The organism is Halopseudomonas pachastrellae (genome assembly GCF_900114765.1).
Classification (GTDB): domain Bacteria; phylum Pseudomonadota; class Gammaproteobacteria; order Pseudomonadales; family Pseudomonadaceae; genus Halopseudomonas; species Halopseudomonas pachastrellae.
Genome location: NZ_FOUD01000001.1, coordinates 219,178 through 243,091, shown reverse-complemented (window position 1 = coordinate 243,091; position 23,914 = coordinate 219,178). Strand labels below are relative to the sequence as shown.

The window sequence follows — 23,914 nt, the reverse complement described above, 5'->3', positions numbered from 1 at the left end:
TGGAGTAGTCTGTCGCTCTGTTTATAGCGGAGTAGTCCCCCACCATGGATTCAGTTACTCAGCTCGTTCTCGGCGCCTCTATCCAGGGCGCCATGCTTGGCCGCTGGCAGGGCCGCAAAGCGCTGGTATTCGGCGCAGCGCTGGCCACCCTGCCGGACATGGATGTGCTGATAGATTACGGCGACGCCGTCGCCGATATGACCTACCACCGTGGCTTCAGCCACTCCCTGTTTGTCCTGACCGCTCTTGCTGCGGTGCTCACCTGGCTGATTCGCAAGCGCTGGCCAGATGCCAGCTACAGCGGCAGGCGCCTGTTTATCACGTTGGCGCTGGTGCTCTGCACCCATCCGCTGCTGGACAGCTTTACCACCTACGGCACCCAGCTGTTTTGGCCGCTGACTACGCCGCCGGTGGCGATTTCGTCGATCTTCATTATTGACCCGCTGTACACGGTGCCCCTGCTGCTGGCGACGCTGGTGGCGCTGGTGATTGGCCTTGGGCGCAGCGGGCGGCGCTGGCAGTATGCAGCCCTGGCGCTGAGTAGCCTGTATCTGGGCAGCACGCTGGTCGGCAAGACCATGGCCGAGCATCGGCTGCAGGCCGCGCTTGAGGCGCAGCACCTGCAGCCGGATTCGGTGTTCAGCACGCCCACGCCGTTCAATACCCTGCTCTGGCGGGTGATGGCGGTGGACGGCGATACCTATTATGAAGGGCTGACCGGCTGGCTGGATCACGAGCCGATGAGCCTGACCGCCCTGCCACGGCAAAGCGAGGCGGCGGCGCAGGCGCTGGCAGACTCACCGCAGAACGAGCGCCTGCGCTGGTTTACCGGTGACCGGTTGCGCTATGACCTGATCGACGGGCAGTGGGTAGCCACCGACCTGCGCTTGGGTATGAGCGGCTATCATCCGTTCCGCTTTGCCTTGGCCACCGCAGACGAAGACGGCGAGACCCAGCTGATCGAATACACCGAGCAGTGGCCTGCGCGCCGGCCGGATGCGTCGGTCCTGCGCCTGCTGATGGCGCGTGCGCTGGATGCTGCCACGCCGCTGTCGTTAGCCGAGCTGGCGCAACCGCTGGGCGAGCCCGCGCCACATCAGCGGCAGTGATGGCCTGACTGACTGTCCGCTGCGCGCCGGCTTCTGCGATAATCGCCGCTTTATCGGGAAGGAGCAGGAAGATGTCTGGGCCATCGTCACACAGCAGTTCCGCAAGCAGTCGCCGGGTGGCGATGTGTGGTGCGCTGCTGGCGATTTTCACTACCATCTTCGCCAGCAACGTGCCAACACCGCTGTACGCGGTGTGGCAGGTCAAAATGGGCTTCTCGTCCACCGCGCTGACGGCCGTGTTTTCCATCTATGTGCTGGGCGTGGTGCTGACCCTGCTGACCTTGGGCTCACTATCAGACAAGATCGGCCGCCGTCAGATGATGGTGCCGGGGCTGCTGTTCATCATTGCCGGGGCGGTGATGTTCATGCTGGCCAGCGATATCTACGGCCTGGGCGCCGCCCGGGTGCTGACCGGCATTGGTACCGGCATTGTGACCGGGGCCTCCTCTGCCGCGCTGGTGGAGCTGGAGCCCAATGACAACTGGACCCGCGCCGCCACCCTCTCCGCCCTGTTCTTTACCCTGGGCGCCTTTGCCGGCCCCACCGTCAGTTCGTTGATGCTGGGCCTGGGCGACGCGGCGCTGACCTGGCCCTTTGCAGTCACGGTGGCACTCGGCTGCGTGACGGTGGCGATGCTGTTGTTTGCGCCCTGGCCGGCCGATATCGGCCAGCGCCACCCCGAGTTTCGCTGGCGCGCCTGGCGCCCCACCACCATCAAGGTGCCGCGGGAGATGCTCGGTGCGTTCATCTTTGCGGCGGCGGCCATCTGCCTGGCCTGGTCCACCGGCAGCCTGTATGCCTCCCTTGGCCCGTCGCTGGCAACCAAGCTGGTAGGCATCGACGACCGCACCAAGGCTGGCCTGTTCGCCGCCGGCTGGCAGTTGATGGCCGGGGTCAGCCAGTTTGCCTGTAAGCGTCAGCCGCTGGACCGCCTGCTGCTGGTGGGCCCCAGTACGCTGATTATCGGCTTGGGCGTGATGGCGGCAGCGGTGGTCTACAGCTCGCCGTGGCTGTTTACCCTGGCCACCCTGGCAACCGCCAGCGGCGCTGGCGCTACCGGCGTGGTGGGCATTGCCTCCATCAGCAATACCGCACCGGTTGATCAGCGCGGCAGCATCAACTCGGCGTTTTACCTGATGGCGTACCTGACCATGGCTTCGGTCGTACTGGGCGTGGGTTTTGTCAGCGACAAGATCGGCTTTGCCCCCACGGTGCTGGGCTTCACGACCATCATTTCCTGCGCGGCGCTGACCTTGATGCTGGTGGCGGTTCGCACCAGGCGCGCATCGTTCTGGTAATCAGCCGAACAGCCACCAGCGCCAGAGAAAGAACACCAGCATGCTGCCAAAAATGGTCAGCAGCAGGTTGCGACTGAAGGCGGCGATCAGCACGGCAACAACGCCGCCGACCAGATAGGCGTTATCTGGCGTCAACTCCAGCCCCTCACCGCCCGGCATCAGCATGGCCGGCACGATGATCGCGGTCAGCACCGCCACCGGCACATACCCCAGCGCCTGCTGCACCAGCGGGCTGAAGCGCACACGGTCACCTACGGCAAACAGGGTGTAGCGAATGGCAAAGGTAATGCTGGCCATACCCAGCAGCAGCGCCACCTCAAACTGACTCATTGGCCACCTCCTTTGCCAGTTGCGCCGCCAGCCAGCGTTCGGCCAGCACGCCGGCGCTGACACCCGCCAGCGCCGCGAGCATCAGCCCGAGCTTCCACGGCAGGTCATACGCCAGCACCGCCACCAGCCCGGCGACCACCGCCGCCAGCAGCATCGGGCGCGTACGCAGCAGCGGTACCACGATGCCGGTAAAGGTCGCGACCATGGCAAAATCCAGCCCCCAGTCGGCCAGTCCCGGCAGCGCATTGCCCAGCAGTGCGCCAAGCAGCGTGCAGATAAACCAGTTGCTGTACATGGCAAGGCAGGAGCCCAGGTAATACCAGTGCTTCAGCTCCTTTGGGGGGTGCGGGTCCAGGTAGTGGCGATGCACCACGGCAAAGCTCTCGTCGGTCAGCCAGAACGCCAGCGGAATCTTCCAGCGCTGCGGCAGGTGCCGCACGTGGGACATCAGGCTGGCGCTGTAGAGCATGTGTCGCAGGTTGACGATAAAGGTGGTCAGCAGCAGCACCACCAGCCCCGCACCTGAGGCCACCAGGCTGACGGCGATAAACTGCGCCGAGCCGGCAAAAACCAGCGCAGACATCAACAGGGTGGCCGGCAACGACAGACCGCTGGCGACCGCCAGCGTGCCGAAGATAAGCCCAAACGGCAGCGCGCCGATCAGCATGGGGACGGTGTCACGCGCGCCGCGTAACAGGGTTTGGGTTTTGGCAGACATGGGCAGCAGGCAGACCGGGCAGTATCAAAACGATAAAGACCGCAGCCTATCCCGCCGCACCGCAGCAGAACAGATACAGCTACACGGCAACACCAGTACAAACTGTTATGTTCACGCCAGGGGAAGCATTGATCAATTACACAGGCTCTCTGGGCTTGCTCAAACGTGCAGTGGCAAGGCGCGATGCCTGCTTGAGCGCTTACCCCACGGTGCGCTCAAGCTGGACGCCAGAGGGCAGGTGGACTTAACCGGTGCTTCCCAAGGTCACGTGACGACTGATCAGCGCGCGCAGCGCAGCCGGTTTGACCGGTTTGGGTAGATAGGACAGCCCGGCCAGCGAAATTTCGCTAAGCACATCCTGGCGTCCGTCGGCGCTGATGACCACACCCGGCAGGTCGGCGCCAAGGCGCTCGCGCAGCCAGAGCATCACCTGAGTGCCGGTATCGCCGTCATCAAGGTGGTAATCGACCAGCACCAGTTCCGGCACAAAGCCCTGATCCAGCACCTGTTGTGCTTCCTGCCGGTCACGGGCCACGGCCACACGGCACTGCCAGCGGCCAAGCAGACTCTGCATGCCGGCAAGAATGTTCTTCTCGTTGTCGATACACAGTACCGGCGCCCCTTCAAACTGCGGCGGCAACTCCGGCACGCTTACCCGGCTGCGCACCACCCGCGGCAGGGTCGCCAGCGGCACGGTAACGCTGAACACGCTGCCTTGGCCCGGCCAGGAGCGTACGCTCAGATCGTGGCCCAGCACCCGGCACAGACCATCGGCAATCGCCAAGCCAAGGCCCAACCCTTTCTCGGCCTGGGTGCGGTGGCTATCCAGGCGCTGAAACTCTTCGAAGATCAGTTGCAGCTTGTCCTGCGGAATACCCGGCCCCTGATCCCACACCTCGATGCGCACCGCGTTGGGCAAATGCCGCACGCCCAATACCACGCGCGCGGCGCTGGCGTAACGGAAGGCATTGGTGAGGAAGTTCTGCAGCACACGGCGCAGCAGGCGCATGTCGCTGCGCACCCGCAGCCGGCTGCTGTGGATGCGCAGGTCAATGCCGTGCTCCACCGCCAGTGCGCTGAACTCGATACGCAAGGGGTCGAACAGTTCGCTCAGGGCAAAGTCGCCCAGCTCCGGCACAATGCGCCCCGCTTCCAGACGGGAGATGTCCAGCAAATCGGAGATCAGCTCCTCCGCCGAGGCCAGAGAGCTGTCCAGGTGACGCACCAGCTCTTCCACCTCGGCGGGCATATCGGCCTGATGGGCCAGAGAGGCGGAGAACAGCCGTGCGGCGTTCAGCGGCTGCATCAGGTCATGACTCACGGCGGTCAAGAAGCGGCTCTTGGACTGGCTGGCCCGCTCGGTCTGGGCCTGGGCCTGCAGCAGCGCCTGGTTCAGCTCCGACAGCTCGCGGGTTCGCTCGTTTACGCGCCGCTCCAGGCTTTCGTTGGATTCCTGCAGCGCCTTTTCCGCCTCGCGGAAGGCCGAAATATCGGTAAAGCTCATGACAAAGCCGCCGCCCGGCATCGGGTTGCCGATGATCTCGATCACGCTGCCATCGGGGAACATGCGCTCGGAGCGGTGCGGCGTGCCCTGCTGCATCCAGGCAATACGCTTGTCGACGTGCATTTGCGGGTCGCCCGGGCCACAAAGGCCACGCCGCGCGTTATGCAAGATGATGTCGGAAATCGGCCGGCCAATGGCAATCAGCCCCTCGGGGTATTGGAACATCTCCAGATAACGGCGATTCCAGGCCACCAGCCGCAGCGACTTGTCGACCACGCTGATACCCTGGCTGATGTTCTCGATCGCGCCCTGCAGCAGGCCACGGTTGAACTGCAGCACCTCGGAGGCTTCATCGACGATGCGCACCACATCGTCAAACTGCATATCCCGGCCTTCAATCGCGGCCTTCACCACCAGTCGCGCCGAAGAGGCGCCCAAGACGCCTGCGAGCAGGCGCTCGGTCAGGGTGATCCAGCCAGAGTCAGCCGTCTGACTGCCGTGCAGCCCACCACCCTGACGCACGGCGTACTGGTTGAAGGCAGCCTCGGCGCGGTCTTCGCCAACAAAACGCGAGGCCAGCTCCAACAGATCATCGACCCGCACGCGCAGCAGCACCTTGCCGGGGCCGTCAATCCAGGGCTCGGCGTCCTGACTGACAAAGCGGCTGGCCTGCCAATGCTCCAGCACCCGGGTGCGACTGAACAGCGAGAAGACGACAAAGACCAGGAAGTTACCCACCAGCGACACCACACTGACCAGCGTCAGCGCATCAACACCCCAGCTGGCGGCCGCCGTGCGCACCGCCTCAATAACTGGCAGCTGATTGGTGTGCCAATGCAGCCCCGCCCCCACCAGCGGCAAGACCAGCAGGTACAGCCACAGCACGATCCCGACCAGCAGGCCCGCCAGCACGCCGGTGCGGTTGGCCTGCTTCCAGAACAGGGCGCCGAACATGGCCGGGGCGAGCTGGCCGATTGCAGCAAAGGCCACCTGGCCGATACTCGCCAGGCTGGTCTCGCTGCCGATCAGGCGGTAGACCACGTAAGCCAGCAGCAGGATGATCAGAATACTGGTGCGCCGCACGTTCAGCAGCCAGCCACGGAAACGCTCGTAGGAGTGCTCGGGGCCAACCCGGTTGCGCAGCAGTATCGGCAGTACTACGTCGTTGGAGACCATGGTGCTCAGCGCAATGGCCGCCACAATCACCATGCCCGAGGCGGCGGATGCGCCACCCAGAAACGCCGCCATGGCGAGGGTGGAGTTGCCCTGCATCAGCGGCAGGCTGATCACGTAGGAGTCCGGTGACAGACCGCCACCCAGCAGCATCTGGCCGGCCAGCGCAATCGGCACCACAAACAGCCCGGCCAGCAGCAGGTAAACCGGGAACACCCAGCGCGCCAGGCGCAGGTCGCCCGGTTCGCTGTTCTCGACCACCGCCACCTGAAACTGCCGGGGCAGACAGATGAAAGCCAGAATGGCGATGGATGTTTGCAGCAACAGGCCGATGACCGGCGTCTCCTGCTGCCAGTAGCCTTGCAGCACCTCGGCGCTGCGCGCCTGGGTCAGCAGGTCTGCGGCACCGCCAAACAGGCCAAACACCACAAACAGCCCCACGGCCAGAAACGCCAGCAGCTTGACCAGCGCCTCAAAGGCAATCGCCAGCATCATGCCCCGGTGATGCTCGGTCACATCCAGGCTGCGGGTACCAAATAGCACGGTAAACAGCGCCAGCACCAGCGTCACCACCAGCGCGGTATCTTCCGCGCCCAGTGCGCTATCGGGCGCCACCGCACTGCCCGGCGCACTGCTGAGCAGGCTGTAGCCCAGCACAATGCCCTTGAGTTGCAGGGCAATGTAGGGCAATACCGCGACCAGACAGAGCAGCGAGACAATCACGCCCAGGCCCTGGGACTTGCCGTAGCGCGAGGCAATAAAGTCGGCGATGGAGGTGATGTTTTCCTGTTTGCTGATGGCGATCATGCGCGCGTACAGGCGCCAACCGAACAGGAACAGCAGCAAGGGGCCAAGATAGATGGGCAAGAAGCCCCACAGCTGGTTGGTGGCCATGCCAACCGAGCCAAAGAAGGTCCAGCTGGTGCACCAGACCGACAGCGACAGGCTGTAGATCCAGACGCGCAGGCGCGGCTTGAGAACGCTCGCGTTGCGATCCCCCCAGAAGGCGATCACAAACAGCAATGCCATGTACAACAGAAAAACGAGGGCTACCAGCCCGCCGGAGAGCATCATGGGGCGTGTTCAATCCACTGCAGTGTCACAGCATGCAGTCTGGCAGTGCCATCGGGGTTTGCCCAGCAGACTTCCGTCGTAGCCGGGCACAGGCGGGGGTGGTTCAGCTCGCCAGTTCCATCTGCTGCAATACCAGGGCAGCCTGGGTTCGGGTGCGCACATTGAGCTTGCGGAAGATAGCGGTAACGTGGGCTTTGACCGTGGCCTCAGACACATCCAGCTCGTAGGCAATCTGCTTGTTCAGCAGGCCATCGCAGACCATGGTCAGCACGCGAAACTGCTGCGGCGTCAGGCTGGCGACCCGCTCGCTGATCTGCTGCTGCTCGCTGCTCATGCCCGGTGGGTTGTCGATGCCCTCTGGCCAGCACACGCCGCCATCAAGCACCGCCTGCACAGCGGCCTGAATGTTTTCCAGGCTGGCTGACTTGGGGATGAAACCGCTGGCGCCAAAGTCGCGGGCGCGACGCGCTACGGCGGCCTCTTCCTGGGCGGAAATCAGAATGACCGGAATCTGCGGAAACTGGCCGCGCATCTGCGCCAGCCCGGAAAAGCCGTAGGCGCCGGGCATGTTCAGGTCCAGCAGCACAAGGTCCCAGTCGGCGCGCTCGCCAAGGCGCTGCTGCAACTCGGTGATACTGCCCACTTCACTCAGGGTAATGGTGTCGCCCAGACCGTCGAACAACGCCTGGCGCAAAGCACTGCGAAAAAGGGGGTGATCGTCAGCGATCAAAATGTCATAGGTCAGGCCCATGCTTGGCGTCCTGCACAGTCTTTTTGTTATGGAGGTGAGACAGCAGGCTGAGACTGCCAGTCGGCGCCCGCCTCGTCAATGCCAATCGCCAGCGATACAGTCTGCTACAGCAACTGTATCTGGATAAGTACCCAGCGGCGGGAGGAAAATACGCGTTTATCTGCTTCCGAGCCCCCCCCATGAACCTGCGCCACTACCGGGCCGACGCCCTCATGCTGATTACCGCCCTGATCTGGGGCAGCACCTTTGTTGCCCAGCGTCTGGGCATGGACCACATCGGCCCCTTTCTCTATACCGGCCTGCGTTTTGCCATCGGCGCAATCACCCTGCTACCGCTGATCTGGCTGCTGCGCAAACCGGCACAGGCAGGCGAGCGCCCGTCACGCCTGAGCCGCCCGATGCTGTTGGGTAGTCTGGTGCTGGGCCTGGTGCTGACGCTGGGCATCAACCTGCAGCAGATTGGCCTGATGTTCACCACCGTCACCAACTCCGGCTTTATTACCGGGCTGTACGTCATTCTGGTACCGGTGTTTGGTCTGTTAATCGGCATGCGCACCCACAAAGGGACCTGGGCCGGCGCGGTGATGGCGCTCGTCGGCATGGTGCTGCTGAGCGTAACCGCCGAGTTCACCGTGGCGCGAGGCGACTGGCTGCAACTGGTTGGTGCCTGTTTCTGGGCTGTGCATGTGCTGCTGGTCGGCGCACTCGCCAGCCGCTATGACCCGATTCTGGTGTCCTTTATCCAGTTTCTGGTCTGCGCTGTGGCCAGCCTGACGCTGGCGGTCGCGCTGGAACCCATCAACTTTGCTGCCATCGCGCAGGCGATGCCGGCCATTCTGTACGGCGGCATTCTGGCGGTTGGTGTTGCCTTTACTCTGCAGGTGGTGGCACAGAAAGACGCCATCACCTCACACGCGGCGATCATCCTCAGCCTGGAAGCTGTATTTGCCGCGCTGGCCGGCTGGTTGATTCTGGGTGAAACCCTCACCCCGCGCGGCCTGCTGGGCTGCGCGCTGATGCTCGCGGGCATGCTTACCGCGCAGCTGGTGCCTATCTATCTGGATCGGCGCCGACGTCCTGCTGCGGTACAGCAGGAGCCGGCCGGGCATCACTGAGGGCGCTTGCGGCAGGTGCTCAGATAGGCATCGGTAAAGCGCTGAAAGTAGCCATCCAGCGCTTCGGCAGCAGCCGTATCGCCGGCCAGCTGCAGGCAGGCCGAAGCCACCTCTACCGTACACAGGTGGTCATCACGGGTGGAACGGCGCAGACGATAACGCGACAGCTGCTCAGTCTGCAGGCTGAGCACCGGCACATCGGCCAGGTAGGGGCTTTTGCGAAACATCTTGCGAGCCTGGGTCCAGGTGGCATCCAGAATGATCAGCAACGGACGCCGCCCCAGCTCTACCGCTATCTGCTCACAAACCTGCTGGGTTGGCTGCGCGTACTCGCCGGGGAATACCACATAAGGCTGATAGCGCGAGTCGTTCAGCAGTGCCAGCAGCGCCGGATCGACCTCGGTGCGCGCCCAGATAAAGGCGTGGGTATCGGACAGACAATCGGCAATCAGCCGGCCTGTGTTGGTCGGCTTGAGCGGCTCATAGGCATGCATCAGCAAACAAAAGCTGACACTGCTCTCAAGCGTTGGGCGCTCTGCGCAGATGCAGGCATGCACGGCCACCTGGCAACCTGGGCAACGCCGTACCCGCGCACCGCGCGCCAGAAACGGCCGGGTGGAGCGCGCGATGGCGTCGCTGCGCAAACGGTTTACCGCATGGTCCGGGTGTTCAGACATCACTGCATTTTCCAGGCTGGACAGGCGGCGGGCCGCAATGCCAGCATTCTATCCGATTCCAGCCGGCAGTACCGATAGCGACTGGCCAGCGAACCAGTCGGCAACAGTGTGGTCACAAAGGATGTCACAGCACACGGAAATTGGACCTGGAGAGACATAATGCGCTGGTTACCCCTGGTGCTCGCTGCCTGCCTGGCGGCTCCACTGCAAGCCGCCTCGCTGCGGGATATTCGCCTCAACGACACCCTCAAGCAGGTCGCTGAACAGAGCAACGAAAACACCCCGCGCGCCATCAGCGCGCAAATCACCGATATGGGCTTTAGCGCCGACGGCGACGAGCTTATCAACCGTCTGGCGGTAGACGCCGACTACGCCGAACTCATGCAGCAGGACCCGCTGCTGACCCGCAGCCAGCTGCAGGCCAGCATCTGCACCGACCTGCGTTTCCGTCGTCTGCTGGATATGGGTGCCACCCTGACTTACCACTTTATCCTCAAGGACAGCGAACAACCGGTACTGACCCAGAGCTTTATTGCCGATCATTGCCAGACTCTCTGAGGCAGGTGCCCGATGCAGGACAACGACCCGGCCGACTACCTCAGTCGGCACTGGCAAACCGGCAGCAACGAGATTCCCGGCCGCGTCGATGAGTTGATTGCGCTGTGCGCCGCCGACAGCGACAACGCGCCGCTGTACCGCGACATGCTGCTGGACGTGATTCGCATGGCCCAGGCTGATCGTAACCGCTGGGACGCCAAGATCATGCTGCACACCATTCGCGAGATGGAACAGGCCTTCTCGCGCCTGGAAATGTTCAAGCGCCGCCGTAAGGTCACTGTGTTTGGCTCGGCACGCACCGCGCCAGACCACCCGCTTTACGCCGTAGCCCGTGATATGGGCGCAGCGCTGGCCGCCAACGACTATATGGCGATCACCGGCGCCGGCGGCGGCATCATGACCGCCACCCACGAAGGTGCCGGGCTGGATCACAGCCTGGGCTTCAACATCACCCTGCCCTTTGAGCAGCGCTCCAATACCGTGGTACATGGCACCAGCCATGACCTGGCCTTTGGCTTCTTCTTTTTGCGCAAGCTGTTCTTCGTGAAGGAGGCAGACGCCCTAATCCTCTGCCCCGGCGGCTTTGGCACTTTGGATGAAGCGCTGGAAGTACTGACCCTGGTGCAGACCGGCAAGAGCCCGATGGTGCCGATCATCCTGCTGGACCAGCCCGGTGGACAGTACTGGCAGGCCTTTACCCAGTTTGTGCGCAGCCAACTGGCAGACAGCGCCTATATCCACCCCGACGACATCAACCTGCTGACGCCCTGTAACTCACCCGCTGAGGCGATGCAGGTGGTACTGAATTTTTACAGCAACTATCACTCGTCTCGCCGCGTTGGGGAGCAGTTCATGCTGCGCCTCAATCGGCCGCTCAACGAGCAGGCACTGGCACAGCTGGATACGCGCTTTGGGCATATCTGCGTCTCAGGCGGCTTTGTACAACAGGGGATGTGTGAGCAGGAGCACGACGAGCCCGAGCTGGGCACGCTGACGCGCTTGTGCTTTGATTTTAACGAAAGGGACAGGGGCAGCCTGCGGGCGCTGATCGACTTTGTTAATCAGCCCGAAAACCTGAAAACCCCCGGTACTGCATAAAACGCAGCTGCTTGCCGCGCTCGGCAGGCTCGCGTGCAACACCCTCAGGGAAGCGCTTGGCAAACACCTGATCGGCCAGGGCCTGCCAGTCCTGGTCTGCCTCGGCCAGGCTACGCTCGACCAGCGATTCAGATACACCACGCTGACGCAGCTCCTCGCGCAGGCGCGCGGGGCCATAACCACGCTGGCTGCGGGCGTAGATATACGCCTCGCAGAAGCGCTCATCGCTGAGCAGCCCATCTTCAACCAAGCGGTCCAGCTCCACCTCGGCCATGTCACCCGAGGCGCCCCGCTGACGCAGCTTACGCTGCAGCTCTGCATAGCTGTGCTCTCGCCGCGCCAGCAAATCCATTGCTGAGCGGCGAATGTCGGCAGGGGTTTCCAGCGTGGTGCGGGGGCGCATCAGTCAGCCGGCTCAGTCTTCCAGTTCGGCGTCGCTTTCGCTCTCGGCCTTGGCCTTGCCGGGCTTGGCCAGCAGCTTGTCGCGGATGGCCTTTTCAATCTCTTCAGCCACAGCCTTGTTGTCTTCCAGGAACTTGGCGGCGTTGGCCTTGCCCTGACCGATCTTGCTGCCCTGGTAGCTGTACCAGGCGCCGGCTTTCTCAACCAGGCCAATCTGCACGCCCAGGTCGATGATTTCAGCGTTGTGGTAAATACCGGCGCCGTACAGGATCTGGAACTCGGCCTGACGGAACGGCGGTGCGACCTTGTTTTTCACAACCTTGACGCGGGTCTCGCTGCCAACCACCTCGTCGCCCTCTTTCACCGCGCCGGTACGGCGGATGTCCAGACGCACGGAGGAGTAGAACTTGAGGGCGTTACCGCCGGTGGTGGTTTCCGGGTTACCGAACATGACGCCGATCTTCATGCGGATCTGGTTAATGAAGATAACCAGGCAGTTGGCGTTCTTGATGTTACCGGTGATCTTACGCAGCGCCTGAGACATCAGACGGGCCTGCACACCGACGTGGTGGTCACCCATCTCGCCTTCGATCTCGGCCTTGGGTACCAGTGCCGCTACAGAGTCGACAATGATCACGTCAACGGCGTTGGAGCGCACCAGCATGTCGGTGATTTCCAGCGCCTGTTCACCGGTATCCGGCTGAGAAACCAGCAGGTCATCAACGTTGACGCCCAGCTTGCCGGCGTACTCCGGGTCCAGTGCGTGCTCGGCATCGACGAAGGCACAGGTAGCGCCGTGCTTTTGCGCTTGCGCAATGACCGACAGGGTCAGGGTGGTTTTACCGGAGGACTCCGGCCCGTAGATTTCGACGATACGGCCCTTGGGCAGGCCGCCAATACCGAGGGCGATATCCAGGCCGAGCGAGCCAGTGGAGATAGCCGGAATGGCCTGACGCTCGTGATCGCCCATGCGCATCACGGCCCCTTTGCCAAACTGACGTTCAATCTGACTCAAGGCAGCCGACAGCGCCTTCTTTTTGTTATCGTCCATTTCGCATCCTCTTGGCTTGGGGCAGGCGCCGAAGCGACCGACCGATCAACTACTGTATATTTGGTCAGTATTATTCCACAGAAAAAATGACCCGCCTACCCCCGATATGCAATCAGACTGACGACCGGTTCGCAGCTGTCTTTTCTGCCTCCGACACCAGACGTTCCAGTGCATGCAGCACAGTTTGCGCACGCACCTCGCGGCGACCACCCTGAAAGCGCTTGCATTCACTGACCACCCGGCCATCACTCAGCGCCCAGCCAAACCATACCGTGCCCACCGGCTTTTCGGCGCTGCCGCCATCAGGGCCGGCAATGCCGCTGACAGCCACCGCCATATCCGCCTCAGCCGCCGCCTTGGCTCCCGCGGCCATGGCCAGCACCACCGGCTCGCTGACCGCGCCGTGCGCCTCCAGCGTGGCCGGCTCCACCCCTAGCCAGCGCGCCTTGCTACTGTTGGCGTAGGTGACAAAGCCGGTTTCAAACCACTGCGAGCTGCCTGCGACGCGGGTAATCGCTTCGGCGATGCCGCCGCCGGTGCAGGACTCGGCGGTGCTCACCCGTTGCCCCAGGTGTTCAAGTACACGCCCCAGGCGGGCGGCGGCGGAATCAATCAACGGATCATAATGGGACATGGCACCTTCCTCGACGTGCGTAACAGGACACAGCATGCCAGTTGGCCCGGCGGCTGCACCAGAGCTGGGACCGGCTTTGTCGAGGTTGGTTTCGTGCAGACAGCACAACGCCGGCAGCCCGTTCAAGGCCGCCGGCGTTGTATTCGTGCTCAGGGGCACACGGCGGCGATAGCGCTAGTGTCGTTGCTCAGTACCTCGTTGATCGGCTCTCCGAGCTTGGTCACGGTTGCGGTCAAGGTGCTGCCGTCGACTGTCAGATCAAAGCCGCTCCAGTAGAGACTTACACCACTTCCCTGCTCGCTGTAGGCAGCACTGGAGGCGATGTACTCCTTGGTGGTCTTGGCCGGGCTGCCAAGCTGATTGAACAAGATGCGCGGCTTGCCGTTGGTGGCGCCGTAGTCCAGATCAAACTCGTACTCAGTGCACACAGCCTTATCCAAGCCGGAGTTGTAGGTGCTGTCCTGGGCAATCACTGTCAGGGTTGCCGGCAGTAGCGCGTCCAGCGCATCGATGTAGGCCTGATGTGTGGCATTTAACGGCATCACCTCACTGGCAACATTGACGCCGTCGACCGCGCCTGGCTGATCCTGCAGACGCCAACCGTTCAGCCCCTCGCCTTCTTGCCGGTACAGCAGCAACTTGATGTCGCTGTCACCCACCTTGTAAAGCACTTCGTAATGCGGATTGAAGCGCGGATTGGTCGCGGTTTTGTCGCTCCAGGAGAAGCTGCTGTCCGCCGGGTCCAACTGGTACTTGCCAGCGATATCAATCAAACCGCTGACGCTGTCGATATCCAGGGTCAACTCGTCACCCACGGCCCAGCCATGGCGATTACCCGCCTTGCTGAAATACGGCTGGGTGCTGTAACTGCCGGCCAGATCCAGCAATGCCTGCGGTACATCACCCGTGGTGGGGCTGTAGGGTACGTAGGAGCCGTAGAACACATAGCCTGCGTCACCAAACAGCCCGTCGCTGACGTTCAGCTCGTTGATCACGCCGGTATTGGCGTTGCTCAGCGCATAGCCCAGGCCGGTATTGCTGTCATGCCAGGCGATCTCGACGTGTGATTCGGAGGTGTACACCGGGTTGCTCAGCTCGCTACCGCCCGGCAGGATCAGCCGCCCATCGGCGGTCACCTGATACTCATCAATCACCCCGTCCTGAATCCCTGAGCCGGCGGTGACTTCTTCAAACAGAAACTGATACACGCCCACCAGGCCGGCAGGCACTGTTGCAGCCTCCCGCCCGGGGTCGGTGGTTCCGCCGTTGAGTTCATCCAGCTCGTTTTGCAGGTGAGCCAATGCATCGGCCTGACTGATCAGGGTAATCCCCAGCGCCGCCTGCACCGCGGCAGCAAAGTCTGCCACCGGCAGGTTGAAGTCCAGCGCCGCGGTGGTACTCAACTCGGGAATGACGATACCGTTGTCCGGATTACCATCCTCATCCAGCGTTTGCAGCAGGCGGGCAATATTGATCACCACCGGGTCGTTGATATCCGTACTGCCAGCCAGATCAAGCGGTGTCAGCACGCCCTTGGCAGTCACAGCCGGAAAGACGATATCACCGATACGAAAGGTCACCGTCTCACCTTCCTGGTAGAGGTATTCACCGTCAGCATTGGTGGTGCCGCTGAATTGGGCGGTGCTGTAACTCACCCCGGCAACAGCCGAATCAATCAGGCGGCCGGTTTTACCGGCGGCGGCGCTATCACCACCGCCGCCCCCACCACCACCGCTCAGGCAGGCGGTGAGCGCAAGCGATAGTGGGAGCAGAGCAAGTATTTTCGGTTTCATGGCCAGTTGCCTTCCTTATACATGTACGGCCATTAGAGGGCAGCACGGCAAGGCAGGGCAGCCCCTGAACAGGGGGGTCAATCTGCAGCAGGCGTATCCGACGGAGCAATCGGGACCTGCAGCGCCAGCCACCAGCGTTGCTGCGCACACCCGTGCTGCAGCTCACCACCCAGCTGGCGAGCACGGGCCAGCATGATCTGCAGACCGCGCCCACTGGTGGCTGTTTCAGCCAAGGCAACGCCGTCATTCTCGATCCGCAATTGCAGCATTGCGCCTCCCTGTTGACTCAACTCCACGCGCAGCTCGGTAGGCGTAGCGTGCCGAAGCGCGTTACTGACCGCTTCTCGCAACACTCGGGTCAAATGACTGAACTGCCCGGCACTCAGCAACTGCTCGCCCAATGTCTGTTGCCAATGCAAGGTAACGTCGCTGGCCTGACAACGGCTGGCCGTTTCCTCCTGCCAACGAGCTGCCGCCACATCCAGGCGCACTTCGTGGCCATCCATGCTCTGCAATAACTCGCGCAAATCACGAATCGCCTCGCGCACCAGTTGCCGCGAATCATCCGATGCAGTGTGCAACAGCTGTAGCAGCTTGGCGCCCAAGTCGTCGTGGATATCTTGGCGAATACGATTGCGCTCCTCGGTTGCACCCTCCACCCGAGCGGTCAGCGAGTGCAGTACCAGGCTATCCAGCGACAACACCAAGCGAGCCAGTTGAACGTCCTGACGGGTAAACAGTCGGCGCCCCTGCTCCGCGTGGCGCAGCAGATAGTCCTCCTCTCCCGATGGCCCGGGGACTTGCAGGGCATCTCCATTGTCGACCACCTGGGGGCGCTGCGCCTTATGACTCAGCCGCTCGACACGCAACGGCTGGAATACCGCCAGCAACGCCTGTTCCATGGCGCTGTCGGTGTGGCCACTGCGCTGCGCTTGCAGCATTACCGGCAGTGCCTGCGACAACCAGGTGTCCAGACCACGCTGACGCGACACGGTCAAACGGCCCCAGATAAACTGCCGCACCGGAAAGTAAACCCACCCCACCAAGGCCACCGAGGCGGCCAGTACGGTAGGGCCAGACAGAGTCAGCAGCGACGCTAGCGCCAAGTCCGTAAGCAGCACTGCCAGACCACCCAGTAACCAGCTCCAGATCGAGAACCACCAGCGCTCAAGCTCAAACAGCCGGTAGCGCGTTATCCCCAGCGCCATGCCGGTGTACATAAGTAAAAAGGTAGCCAACAGCGGCCCTTGGGCATGGGGTAAGGCTACCTGCAAAATGACCGGCAAGATCATGCCGGCCGAAAAGAACACCGTACCGGCAAGAATGGATAACAACACCCAGCGAAAAGCCGAACGGTCAGCCGGGCTATTGCGCGTTTGCCGCCACTGCCAGACTGCACCCGACAGTCCGATCATAAAGACGCCAATAACCCACAGATGGAAGCCCTCGACCGGCGAGGCTGTGAGCTGCAGTTGGTCCAGTATCATGCACGAAGCAAAACCACCGTACAGCGCGAGTGGAATCCAGACGGACGGCGCCCGCCGCGGATAACTCCACAGAAAGGCACTGACCGCCGCTGAAAACAGCATGGCGCCACAGTGATTAAGGCCGGACAGAATGCGGAACAGCTCACCGTCAATAAACAGCTCACGCGTGCTGTACACAGCGGCCGTCGAGGATGCCAGCAGGTAACCCAGACCGGACAAGGCAAAGGAGCGGGTCGCCAGGTTGTGCTCCCCCGGGACCCACACCAGCATGCATATCACCATGCCGGCCAAACCACACAGCAGTTGCAGCCAGAACATACCCGGCAACTGCATCAGGCCGCGTGGCAACGGATGTAATGGCTGCTCACTGCCGTCCTGGTAACGCACTTGGAGCGTGCCGGCCTTCAGCGCCTGCAGCAGTTGCGTGTGCTCGGCGAAAAACTGGTTGATATCGCTGTACACCGGCAACACATCCGGCTCCTCAATCACCAGGACCGCGCGAGCCGGCAGCGCCTTGCCACCCACCAGCATCGACTCAACCGGGCGCGGCGCAGCATCCGGACCAGCGGCCAGCAATTGGTCTCCCTGCAGGCTGAATTGCAACTCGCTGGCCGGCAACGAGAGCGCCAACTGAATTATCCAAAAGCCATACAGCAAAATCACCGCCAGCCCGGCGAGTAGCTTAGTCCGCAACGACACCATGCTTAGCAACTCCCTTGCAGCCCCCCACATCAAGGGGGGTTGATCTTGTTTTCATTCGGCGCGACTTTAGGGGAGTCATGGATTCATCCCACGCCGTTTAAAAGCAATAGACGCCATCAAAAAGATACTAATGCCAGTATTGTGCCATCGCACAGCGCATTTTTCAGCAAGGAGCGCGCGAACATGCCAACTACCAACCGGGTATTGATCATTGAGGATGTGCCGCAAGTCGCCGACTGGCTGACACAGCGCTTGCACGAGGCGCTGGGCCAACGGCCCGTCGATCTCGCCTGCAGCTCGGCGCAGGCTAACAACCTGATAAAGCACAACCACTATCAGTTAGCCCTGGTGGATCTGGGCTTACCCGACGGCAACGGCGTTGACCTATTACCGCTGATCAAGAACCAGAGCCCGCAGACGCAGTGCATTGTCACCACCATTTTTGACGACGCCGAGCACCTGTTTGCCGCCCTACGTGCCGGCGCCGACGGTTACCTGTTGAAAGACGAAGAAGAGCAGGCCTTCGTTGCCCAGCTCGGTGGCATCCTGCAAGGCAAACCTCCGCTATCGGCCTCCATTGCCCGGCGCATCCTGGAGCAGTTTCGTCCTGCCCCTGCTCCCCCGGGGGACGCCTTGACGCCAAGGGAGAAGCAATTGCTGCAACTCATCGCCCGCGGCTTGAGTGTCAAGGGCGCCGCCCAGGAGCTACACATCTCCCCTCACACCGCCGCCAGCTACTTGAAGGTCGTGTACCAGAAGCTGCAGGTCAACTGCCGCGCGGAAGCCGCGCTCAAGGCGCTAGACATGGGGCTGCTGGGCGAGCGTCGGTAACGGCACCGCTGCCCAGCACACGGCCCCACTAATAAACCCGGCCGCACAGTAGCGTGGCATTGAGTGGCCCTACTTCCGATTACCCTCCTCCATCAACTCTCTTACCGGGCGAATCTCCACGCTGCCGTAGCGCGCAGGGGGGAATCTTCTGCGCCAGCCGGATGGCTTCGTTGCAGTCGCACGCCTCCAGCATATAAAAGCCCGCCAACTGCTCCTTGGTCTCGGCAAAGGGACCATCGGTGATCAAGGGGCCACCGTCGCGAACCCGTACGGTCGTTGCCGTGTCGGTCGACAGCAGCGGTGCCCCTTCAAGACAATGCCCGCTGGCCTGCAAGCCCGCGACAAAGGCGATGCACTCACGGTTCAGCGCATCCCAATCATCCTGCGACAGCTGCTGCATTTTCTTTTCGTCGCAGTAGACCAGACACAAATATTTCATGGGTTTTCTCCCTCTGCGGGCGCCGCGCCATACAAAGCAGCCTCAAGACTGCGCTGGCCGGGTTCCGATCAGCGAAAAAAGCGCGCCCTGCGGGTCAATGCCAATCACGATAAAGTCGCCACCCGGAATCTCCTACGGCCCGATGACCAGCGTACCGCCAGAGGCATCGCGCCGCCCGCGCTTGCCCAACTGATCAATCGTCTTAAAGCGGCCGACGGACACCAGTCAGGTGCGCGGGTTACCGGGAACACCCTGCTCGGGCCAGTACTTCACAGCCTCTACGAAGGCCTCCTGCAGTGCCTCTTCTGCCACATCGAAGTTGCCATTGAGCAAGCGCAGCAAGGTGGCCAGCACGCGACGGGACTCCCGACGATAAGCTGCCTCAATGTCTGCCTGGATGCTGTCCAACCCCTCTCCTTTTATTACCCGCGATCTGCAGCCGGGCCCCAGTATGGAGCAGGACCAGCACTGCCGCCGCCGGCGCCAGATCAAGCGACACGCAGCGCCGGGGCCTGCTCGGGTCCTATGCGAGAATTCTCTCCCGCCTTCCCCTGCAGGGCGCTGCAACGCCGTGGTAACCTTGCGCCTCACCGGCAACGGCGCCCCGCAAGGGCGCGCCCTCATCCGCAGCGCAAGTCGAGTTATTGATGAAAAAGAGCAAACCCGAAGCCACCGCCCACACACCGATGATGCAGCAGTATTTCAGCATCAAGCAGCAGCACCCCGAGCAGCTGCTGTTCTACCGTATGGGCGACTTTTACGAGCTCTTTTATGACGACGCCAAAAAGGCTGCGCGCCTGCTCGACATTACCCTGACCGCACGCGGCCAATCCGGCGGCCAGCCGATTCCCATGGCCGGCATCCCCTATCACTCAGCCGAGGGTTACCTCGCACGACTGGTGAAGCTCGGCGAATCGGTCGTCATTTGCGAACAGGTGGGCGATCCGGCCACCAGCAAAGGGCCGGTCGAGCGTCAGGTCGCCCGCATCATTACCCCTGGCACCGTCAGCGACGAGGCCCTGCTGGACGAGCGTCGCGACAACCTGTTGGCGGCACTGGTCGGCGCCGAGAAAGGCTTTGGCCTGGCCACGCTGGACATCAATAGTGGCCGCTTTGTGGTCATGGAACTGCGCGGTTGGGAGACCCTGCTGGGCGAGCTGGAGCGTCTAGCACCAGCCGAGCTGCTGATTCCCGACGACTGGGAGAGCAACACTCCAATTGAGCGCCGCCGCGCCGTGCGCCGCCGCGCGCCCTGGGAGTTTGACCAGGACAGCGCCTTCAAGAGCCTGACCCAGCAATTTGGCACCAAGGATCTGGTCGGCTTTGGCTGCAACGACCTGCGCCTGGGCCTGGGCGCCGCCGGCGCGCTGCTCAGCTACGCCAAGGAAACCCAGCGCACTGCCCTGCCGCACATTCGCAGCATCAGCCACGAGCGCTTTGAAGACAGCGTGATCATCGACAGCGCCAGCCGCCGCAATCTGGAAATTGACCAGAACCTGTCGGGCGGGCGCGACAATACCTTGCTCGACGTGCTCGACTACACCGCCACCGCCATGGGTAGTCGCCTGCTCGCGCGCTGGCTGAATCGCCCGTTGCGCGACATGCAGGTGCTCGGTGCCCGCCAGGACAGCATCAGCACCCTGCTGGATCAGCAGTTCTATCTGGACCTGCAGCGTCAGCTCAAAGGCATTGGCGATATAGAACGTATTCTGGCCCGCGTGGCCCTGCGCTCCGCCCGCCCACGCGATCTGGCGCGCCTGCGCGACGCACTGGCGGCGCTACCCGCGCTGCAGGACTGCCTGCAACCGGTTGAAGCACCGCACTTGCGTGCCCTTGCCGAGCAGGTCAGCACCTACCCCGACCTGGCCGAGCTGCTGGCCAACGCGGTGATCGACAATCCACCGGCGGTGCTGCGCGATGGCGGCGTGATCAAGGCGGGCTTTGACGCCGAGCTGGATGAGCTGCAGAACATCAGCGAAAACGCCGGCCAGTATCTGATTGACCTGGAAACCCGCGAGCGCGAGCGCACCGGCCTCAATACCCTCAAGGTTGGCTACAACCGCGTTCACGGCTACTACATCGAGCTGTCGCGCAGCCAGTCGGATCAGGCGCCGGTCGACTACATCCGCCGCCAGACCCTTAAAGGCGCCGAGCGCTTTATCACCCCCGAGCTGAAAGCCTTTGAAGACAAGGCGCTGTCGGCACGCAGCCGCGCACTGGCGCGCGAGAAGCAACTGTACGACGAGCTGCTGGACCGTCTGAACGAAGACCTGGCCGCCCTGCAAACCAGCGCCGCCAGCCTGGCCGAGATCGACGTCCTCTGCACCCTGGCCGAACGCGCAGGCACGCTGGACTACTGCCGCCCACAGTTTATCGAGGGCAGCCAGCTGCATATCAACCAGGGCCGCCACCCGGTGGTGGAACAGGTACTGGAGACGCCCTTTGTTGCCAACGACCTGGAGCTGGACCCGGACACCCGCATGCTGATCATTACCGGCCCGAACATGGGCGGTAAATCGACCTACATGCGCCAGACGGCGCTGATCACCCTGCTCGCGCATATCGGCAGCTTTGTGCCAGCCGCAGCCGTGGAGCTGTCCTGCGTGGACCGCATCTTTACCCGTATCGGCTCCAGCGATGACCTGGCCGGCGGACGCTCGACATTTATGGTCGAGATGAGCGAAACCGCCAATATCCTAAACAACGCCACCGACCAGAGTCTGGTGCTGATGGATGAGGTGGGCCGTGGCACCAGTACATTCGACGGCCTGTCGCTGGCGTGGTCCGCCGCTGAATATCTGGCACGAGCACGCGCCTTTACCCTGTTCGCCACCCACTACTTCGAGCTGACCGGCATGGCCGATACCGATCCGGGCGTGGTGAACGTGCATCTGAATGCCACCGAGCACAACGAGCGCATTGTGTTCCTACACAACGTTCAGCCGGGCCCGGCCAGCCAGAGTTATGGCCTGCAGGTTGCCCAGCTCGCCGGCGTACCGCGCCCGGTCATCGAGCGCGCGCGTGAGCATCTGGCTCAGCTTGAGCAACAAAGCCTGGAGCAGACCAACCGGCCAGTCGGCGCGCAGCATCAGCCCTTCCAGAGTGACTTGTTTGCCAGTGCAGCGCATCCGCTGGTGGAGCATCTGCAGGGCCTGGACGTGGACGATCTCACCCCGCGTCAGGCGCTGGATCTGCTATACAGCATGAAGCGCGAATGGGCCTGACCAAGCAACAAATGATACTTATTTGCATTAAACAGGAGGGATCATGCGTTTATCAGCACAAAAAAGCGCTGAACCCTATACCCTCGAAAAAAAACTGATAGACTACGCGCCAGCTTTTTCTCGCCTAACACGATGGAGACCCGACCATGACCTTTGTTGTTACCGACAACTGCATCAAGTGCAAGTACACCGATTGCGTTGAGGTCTGCCCGGTCGATTGCTTCTACGAAGGCCCGAACTTCCTGGTTATTCACCCGGACGAGTGCATCGATTGCGCCCTGTGCGAGCCAGAGTGCCCTGCCAGCGCGATCTTCTCCGAGGATGAGATCCCTGAAGGCATGGATGAGTACATCGAGCTGAACGCCGATCTGGCCGAAGTCTGGCCGAACATAACCGAGAAAAAAGACTCCCTGCCCGACGCCGAAGAGTGGGATGGCGTACCGGACAAGCTGCAATACCTGGAGCGCTAAGCAGACTACCTGCCTCGCCCCGAAAAACCGGCTCTTGCAGCCGGTTTTTTTATGCGCGTTGTGCAGGTTCCAGGCACAAGGTGCACGTGCGCTTGGCCCGTTTCTGCGGTGGGGTAGTGCAGCATTGGCTGGATCGGAAGGTCTGCGTGAGGCGCTATCATGCGCGGACACGCCTTCGGCTTAGTCCGCCCTACCGGCCCTCACCGCAAGAAGCCGGTTTTTTTAGCGCGTCGTGCAGGTTCCAGGCACAAGGTGCACGTGCGCTTGGCTGCGTTTCTGCGGGCGGGGTACTGCAGCATTGACTGGAGCGAGAGGTCTGCGTAAGGCGCTGTCATGCGCGGACACGCCGTTGGCTTAGTCCGCCCTACCAACGGCAGTCACGAGCCTGCCTGGGGTAACTCTGCAGGGTTGGCGGCGGAAGTAGATAGTCTGGGGGCGGGAGCATCATGCGCGGGCGCGCCTTTGGTTTACTCCGCCCTGCACCAATCTGGCTTACAGGCCGGCCGAAAGGAGCCAAATTTCAGGCAAAAAAAGGGGCCGGTAAACCGGCCCACTCTTTAGTCCCTTCATGCCTTCCGTGTCCAGCCATCCTGGCTTCATCGTCCTGAAAATCCTTGGCTCAAGCTCCCTGCCGAGCAGCGCTGTCCGTCGCGCATGAGTAGATAATAAGCTTTTCAGGACTGAGCGCAAGCATCGAATGACATTCATTTTCACGCCATGCCTAAACTTAAAACCTTTTAAATCAATGGCTTACTAAAAACAACAGAAAAAAACACCGCTAGCCCACGCACCTTAGTGTCAAAGGCGTACACATCTTGTAGGAAATCTCTTACAAATAAATTGCCTAAAAAAAATCCGGGCATAAAAAAACCGGCTGCGAGAGCCGGTTTTTTTGGAGCAAGGCTGGCTGTCGGGTAAGGAGCAGCCATTACTGGCTACCCCTCCCCTAAGAACCGTACGTGCAAGTTTCCCCGCATACGGCTCAAGCCTTTGTGAACCCCTTCATATCTGAAGGAGCCAGCGCCTCACTGTGTAACTGCCGATGACAGTTGGGGTGCAACAACACCAAGTTACCCAGCTCATCACCTCCGCCCTTGTGCCGCTCGATAACATGGTGAATGTTCCACCCGCTTTCGAACGTTATCAACTGCCTGCACATCGGACATCGCTTGCTCTGGGCTAGCCACAACGTAAGCGTCTTCCGTTTCCCCTCGTCCGAGCGTCGCCACGCATATTCCAGCCGTTGCTCGAAGTACATCTCGTCCTCGGGGGCATAAGGGTTAGCTTCTGCCGTGATTTTGGTGTGCCGCTTTATCGGCGTATCGCTGGCGTACAACAAGTGCAGCAGTTTGCCGTCAGGCTGTATTCCGGTGAAGACCCAGTTGCGTGCGTATTCCACGCTGACTCGGACACCCATTCCACGCGCATCCGGACAGTGATTCCAGGCTGATCCGGACACTTATTCCACGAGTATCC

General features: G+C 61.9%; 20 protein-coding genes and 2 pseudogenes. 8 read left to right on the top strand and 14 right to left on the bottom strand.

The features are described from left to right. The first annotated feature begins 44 nt into the window (after positions 1–44). Together BM116_RS01215 and BM116_RS01210 are read left to right on the top strand one after the other, a co-directional pair. On the top strand, positions 45–1,109 hold the full coding sequence (locus BM116_RS01215; RefSeq protein ID WP_083724376.1) for a metal-dependent hydrolase: 1,065 nt from the start codon (positions 45–47) through the stop codon (positions 1,107–1,109). A 71-nt stretch (positions 1,110–1,180) separates the two neighbouring features. Continuing rightward, positions 1,181–2,407, top strand: coding sequence for an MFS transporter (locus BM116_RS01210; protein WP_083724378.1), 1,227 nt, complete (start codon positions 1,181–1,183; stop codon positions 2,405–2,407). Here BM116_RS01210 and BM116_RS01205 read toward each other — a convergent pair whose 3' ends face one another. From BM116_RS01205 to BM116_RS01190, 4 genes are all read right to left on the bottom strand, one after another. Continuing rightward, on the bottom strand, positions 2,408–2,737 hold the full coding sequence (locus BM116_RS01205) for an AzlD domain-containing protein (protein WP_083724380.1): 330 nt from the start codon (positions 2,735–2,737) through the stop codon (positions 2,408–2,410). Next, entirely contained in the window at positions 2,724–3,455 is a 732-nt protein-coding gene (locus BM116_RS01200) for an AzlC family ABC transporter permease (protein WP_083724382.1), read from the bottom strand. Before BM116_RS01200 ends, BM116_RS01205 begins: the two co-directional genes overlap by 14 nt. Before the next feature lie 244 nt (positions 3,456–3,699). Further along, complete coding sequence (locus tag BM116_RS01195; RefSeq protein WP_083724384.1) at positions 3,700–7,206, bottom strand: hybrid sensor histidine kinase/response regulator; 3,507 nt, start codon at positions 7,204–7,206, stop codon at positions 3,700–3,702. 103 nt (positions 7,207–7,309) lie between these two features. Next, the gene (locus tag BM116_RS01190; RefSeq protein ID WP_083724386.1) at positions 7,310–7,957 is read right to left on the bottom strand and encodes a response regulator transcription factor; all 648 of its coding nucleotides are present in this window, start codon (positions 7,955–7,957) and stop codon (positions 7,310–7,312) included. Between the two features lie 179 nt (positions 7,958–8,136). Between BM116_RS01190 and BM116_RS01185 the strand changes: the two genes are divergently transcribed. Next, positions 8,137–9,072, top strand: a complete 936-nt coding sequence (locus BM116_RS01185) for a DMT family transporter (RefSeq protein WP_083724388.1) — start codon at positions 8,137–8,139, stop codon at positions 9,070–9,072. Here BM116_RS01185 and BM116_RS01180 read toward each other — a convergent pair. Beyond that, positions 9,066–9,749 (bottom strand): tRNA-uridine aminocarboxypropyltransferase, encoded by a 684-nt coding sequence (locus BM116_RS01180; protein WP_083724390.1) that lies wholly within the window; start codon positions 9,747–9,749, stop codon positions 9,066–9,068. The genes BM116_RS01185 and BM116_RS01180 overlap by 7 nt on opposite strands. Before the next feature lie 159 nt (positions 9,750–9,908). On the opposite strand from BM116_RS01180, the gene BM116_RS01175 reads away from it, so the two are divergent. Next, positions 9,909–10,307 carry a PA3611 family quorum-sensing-regulated virulence factor gene (locus BM116_RS01175; RefSeq protein ID WP_083724392.1) on the top strand — a complete coding sequence of 133 codons (399 nt, stop codon included), beginning with the start codon at positions 9,909–9,911 and terminating at the stop codon, positions 10,305–10,307. Between the two features lie 12 nt (positions 10,308–10,319). Then, positions 10,320–11,405 (top strand): LOG family protein, encoded by a 1,086-nt coding sequence (locus tag BM116_RS01170; protein WP_083724394.1) that lies wholly within the window; start codon positions 10,320–10,322, stop codon positions 11,403–11,405. Here BM116_RS01170 and BM116_RS01165 read toward each other — a convergent pair. From BM116_RS01165 to BM116_RS01145, 5 genes are all read right to left on the bottom strand, one after another. After that, positions 11,365–11,808: a regulatory protein RecX gene (locus tag BM116_RS01165; protein ID WP_083724396.1), complete on the bottom strand. Its 444-nt coding sequence runs from the start codon at positions 11,806–11,808 to the stop codon at positions 11,365–11,367. The genes BM116_RS01170 and BM116_RS01165 overlap by 41 nt on opposite strands. A 12-nt stretch (positions 11,809–11,820) precedes the next feature. Beyond that, the gene (gene recA / locus BM116_RS01160) at positions 11,821–12,858 is read right to left on the bottom strand and encodes a recombinase RecA (protein WP_083724398.1); all 1,038 of its coding nucleotides are present in this window, start codon (positions 12,856–12,858) and stop codon (positions 11,821–11,823) included. A 112-nt stretch (positions 12,859–12,970) separates the two neighbouring features. After that, positions 12,971–13,492, bottom strand: a complete 522-nt coding sequence (locus BM116_RS01155) for a CinA family protein (protein ID WP_090474944.1) — start codon at positions 13,490–13,492, stop codon at positions 12,971–12,973. Between the two features lie 149 nt (positions 13,493–13,641). Then, on the bottom strand, positions 13,642–15,285 hold the full coding sequence (locus BM116_RS01150) for a hypothetical protein (RefSeq protein WP_083724400.1): 1,644 nt from the start codon (positions 15,283–15,285) through the stop codon (positions 13,642–13,644). A gap of 77 nt (positions 15,286–15,362) precedes the next feature. After that, the gene (locus BM116_RS01145; RefSeq protein WP_083724402.1) at positions 15,363–17,474 is read right to left on the bottom strand and encodes a sensor histidine kinase; all 2,112 of its coding nucleotides are present in this window, start codon (positions 17,472–17,474) and stop codon (positions 15,363–15,365) included. A gap of 183 nt (positions 17,475–17,657) precedes the next feature. Here BM116_RS01145 and BM116_RS01140 point away from each other — a divergent pair, with 183 nt between their 5' ends. Then, complete coding sequence (locus tag BM116_RS01140; RefSeq protein WP_083724404.1) at positions 17,658–18,305, top strand: response regulator; 648 nt, start codon at positions 17,658–17,660, stop codon at positions 18,303–18,305. A 69-nt stretch (positions 18,306–18,374) separates the two neighbouring features. Here the strand turns inward: BM116_RS01140 and BM116_RS01135 are convergent. Together BM116_RS01135 and BM116_RS01130 are read right to left on the bottom strand one after the other, a co-directional pair. Then, positions 18,375–18,744: pseudogene (locus tag BM116_RS01135) on the bottom strand (YciI family protein). Positions 18,745–18,903: 159 nt separating this feature from the next. Then, a pseudogene (locus tag BM116_RS01130) lies at positions 18,904–19,152 on the bottom strand (sigma factor); the annotation flags it as partial. Between the two features lie 239 nt (positions 19,153–19,391). Between BM116_RS01130 and mutS the strand changes: the two are divergent. Continuing rightward, positions 19,392–21,968 carry a DNA mismatch repair protein MutS gene (mutS, locus tag BM116_RS01125; protein ID WP_083724408.1) on the top strand — a complete coding sequence of 859 codons (2,577 nt, stop codon included), beginning with the start codon at positions 19,392–19,394 and terminating at the stop codon, positions 21,966–21,968. Positions 21,969–22,114: 146 nt separating this feature from the next. After that, positions 22,115–22,438, top strand: a complete 324-nt coding sequence (fdxA, locus tag BM116_RS01120; RefSeq protein ID WP_083724410.1) for a ferredoxin FdxA — start codon at positions 22,115–22,117, stop codon at positions 22,436–22,438. A 737-nt stretch (positions 22,439–23,175) separates the two neighbouring features. On the opposite strand, the gene BM116_RS18610 is transcribed toward fdxA, so the two are convergent. Continuing rightward, complete coding sequence (locus BM116_RS18610) at positions 23,176–23,367, bottom strand: hypothetical protein (protein WP_139056943.1); 192 nt, start codon at positions 23,365–23,367, stop codon at positions 23,176–23,178. Positions 23,368–23,420: 53 nt separating this feature from the next. Next, entirely contained in the window at positions 23,421–23,837 is a 417-nt protein-coding gene (locus BM116_RS01115; protein ID WP_235846662.1) for an HNH endonuclease signature motif containing protein, read from the bottom strand. Positions 23,838–23,914: the final 77 nt, after the last annotated feature.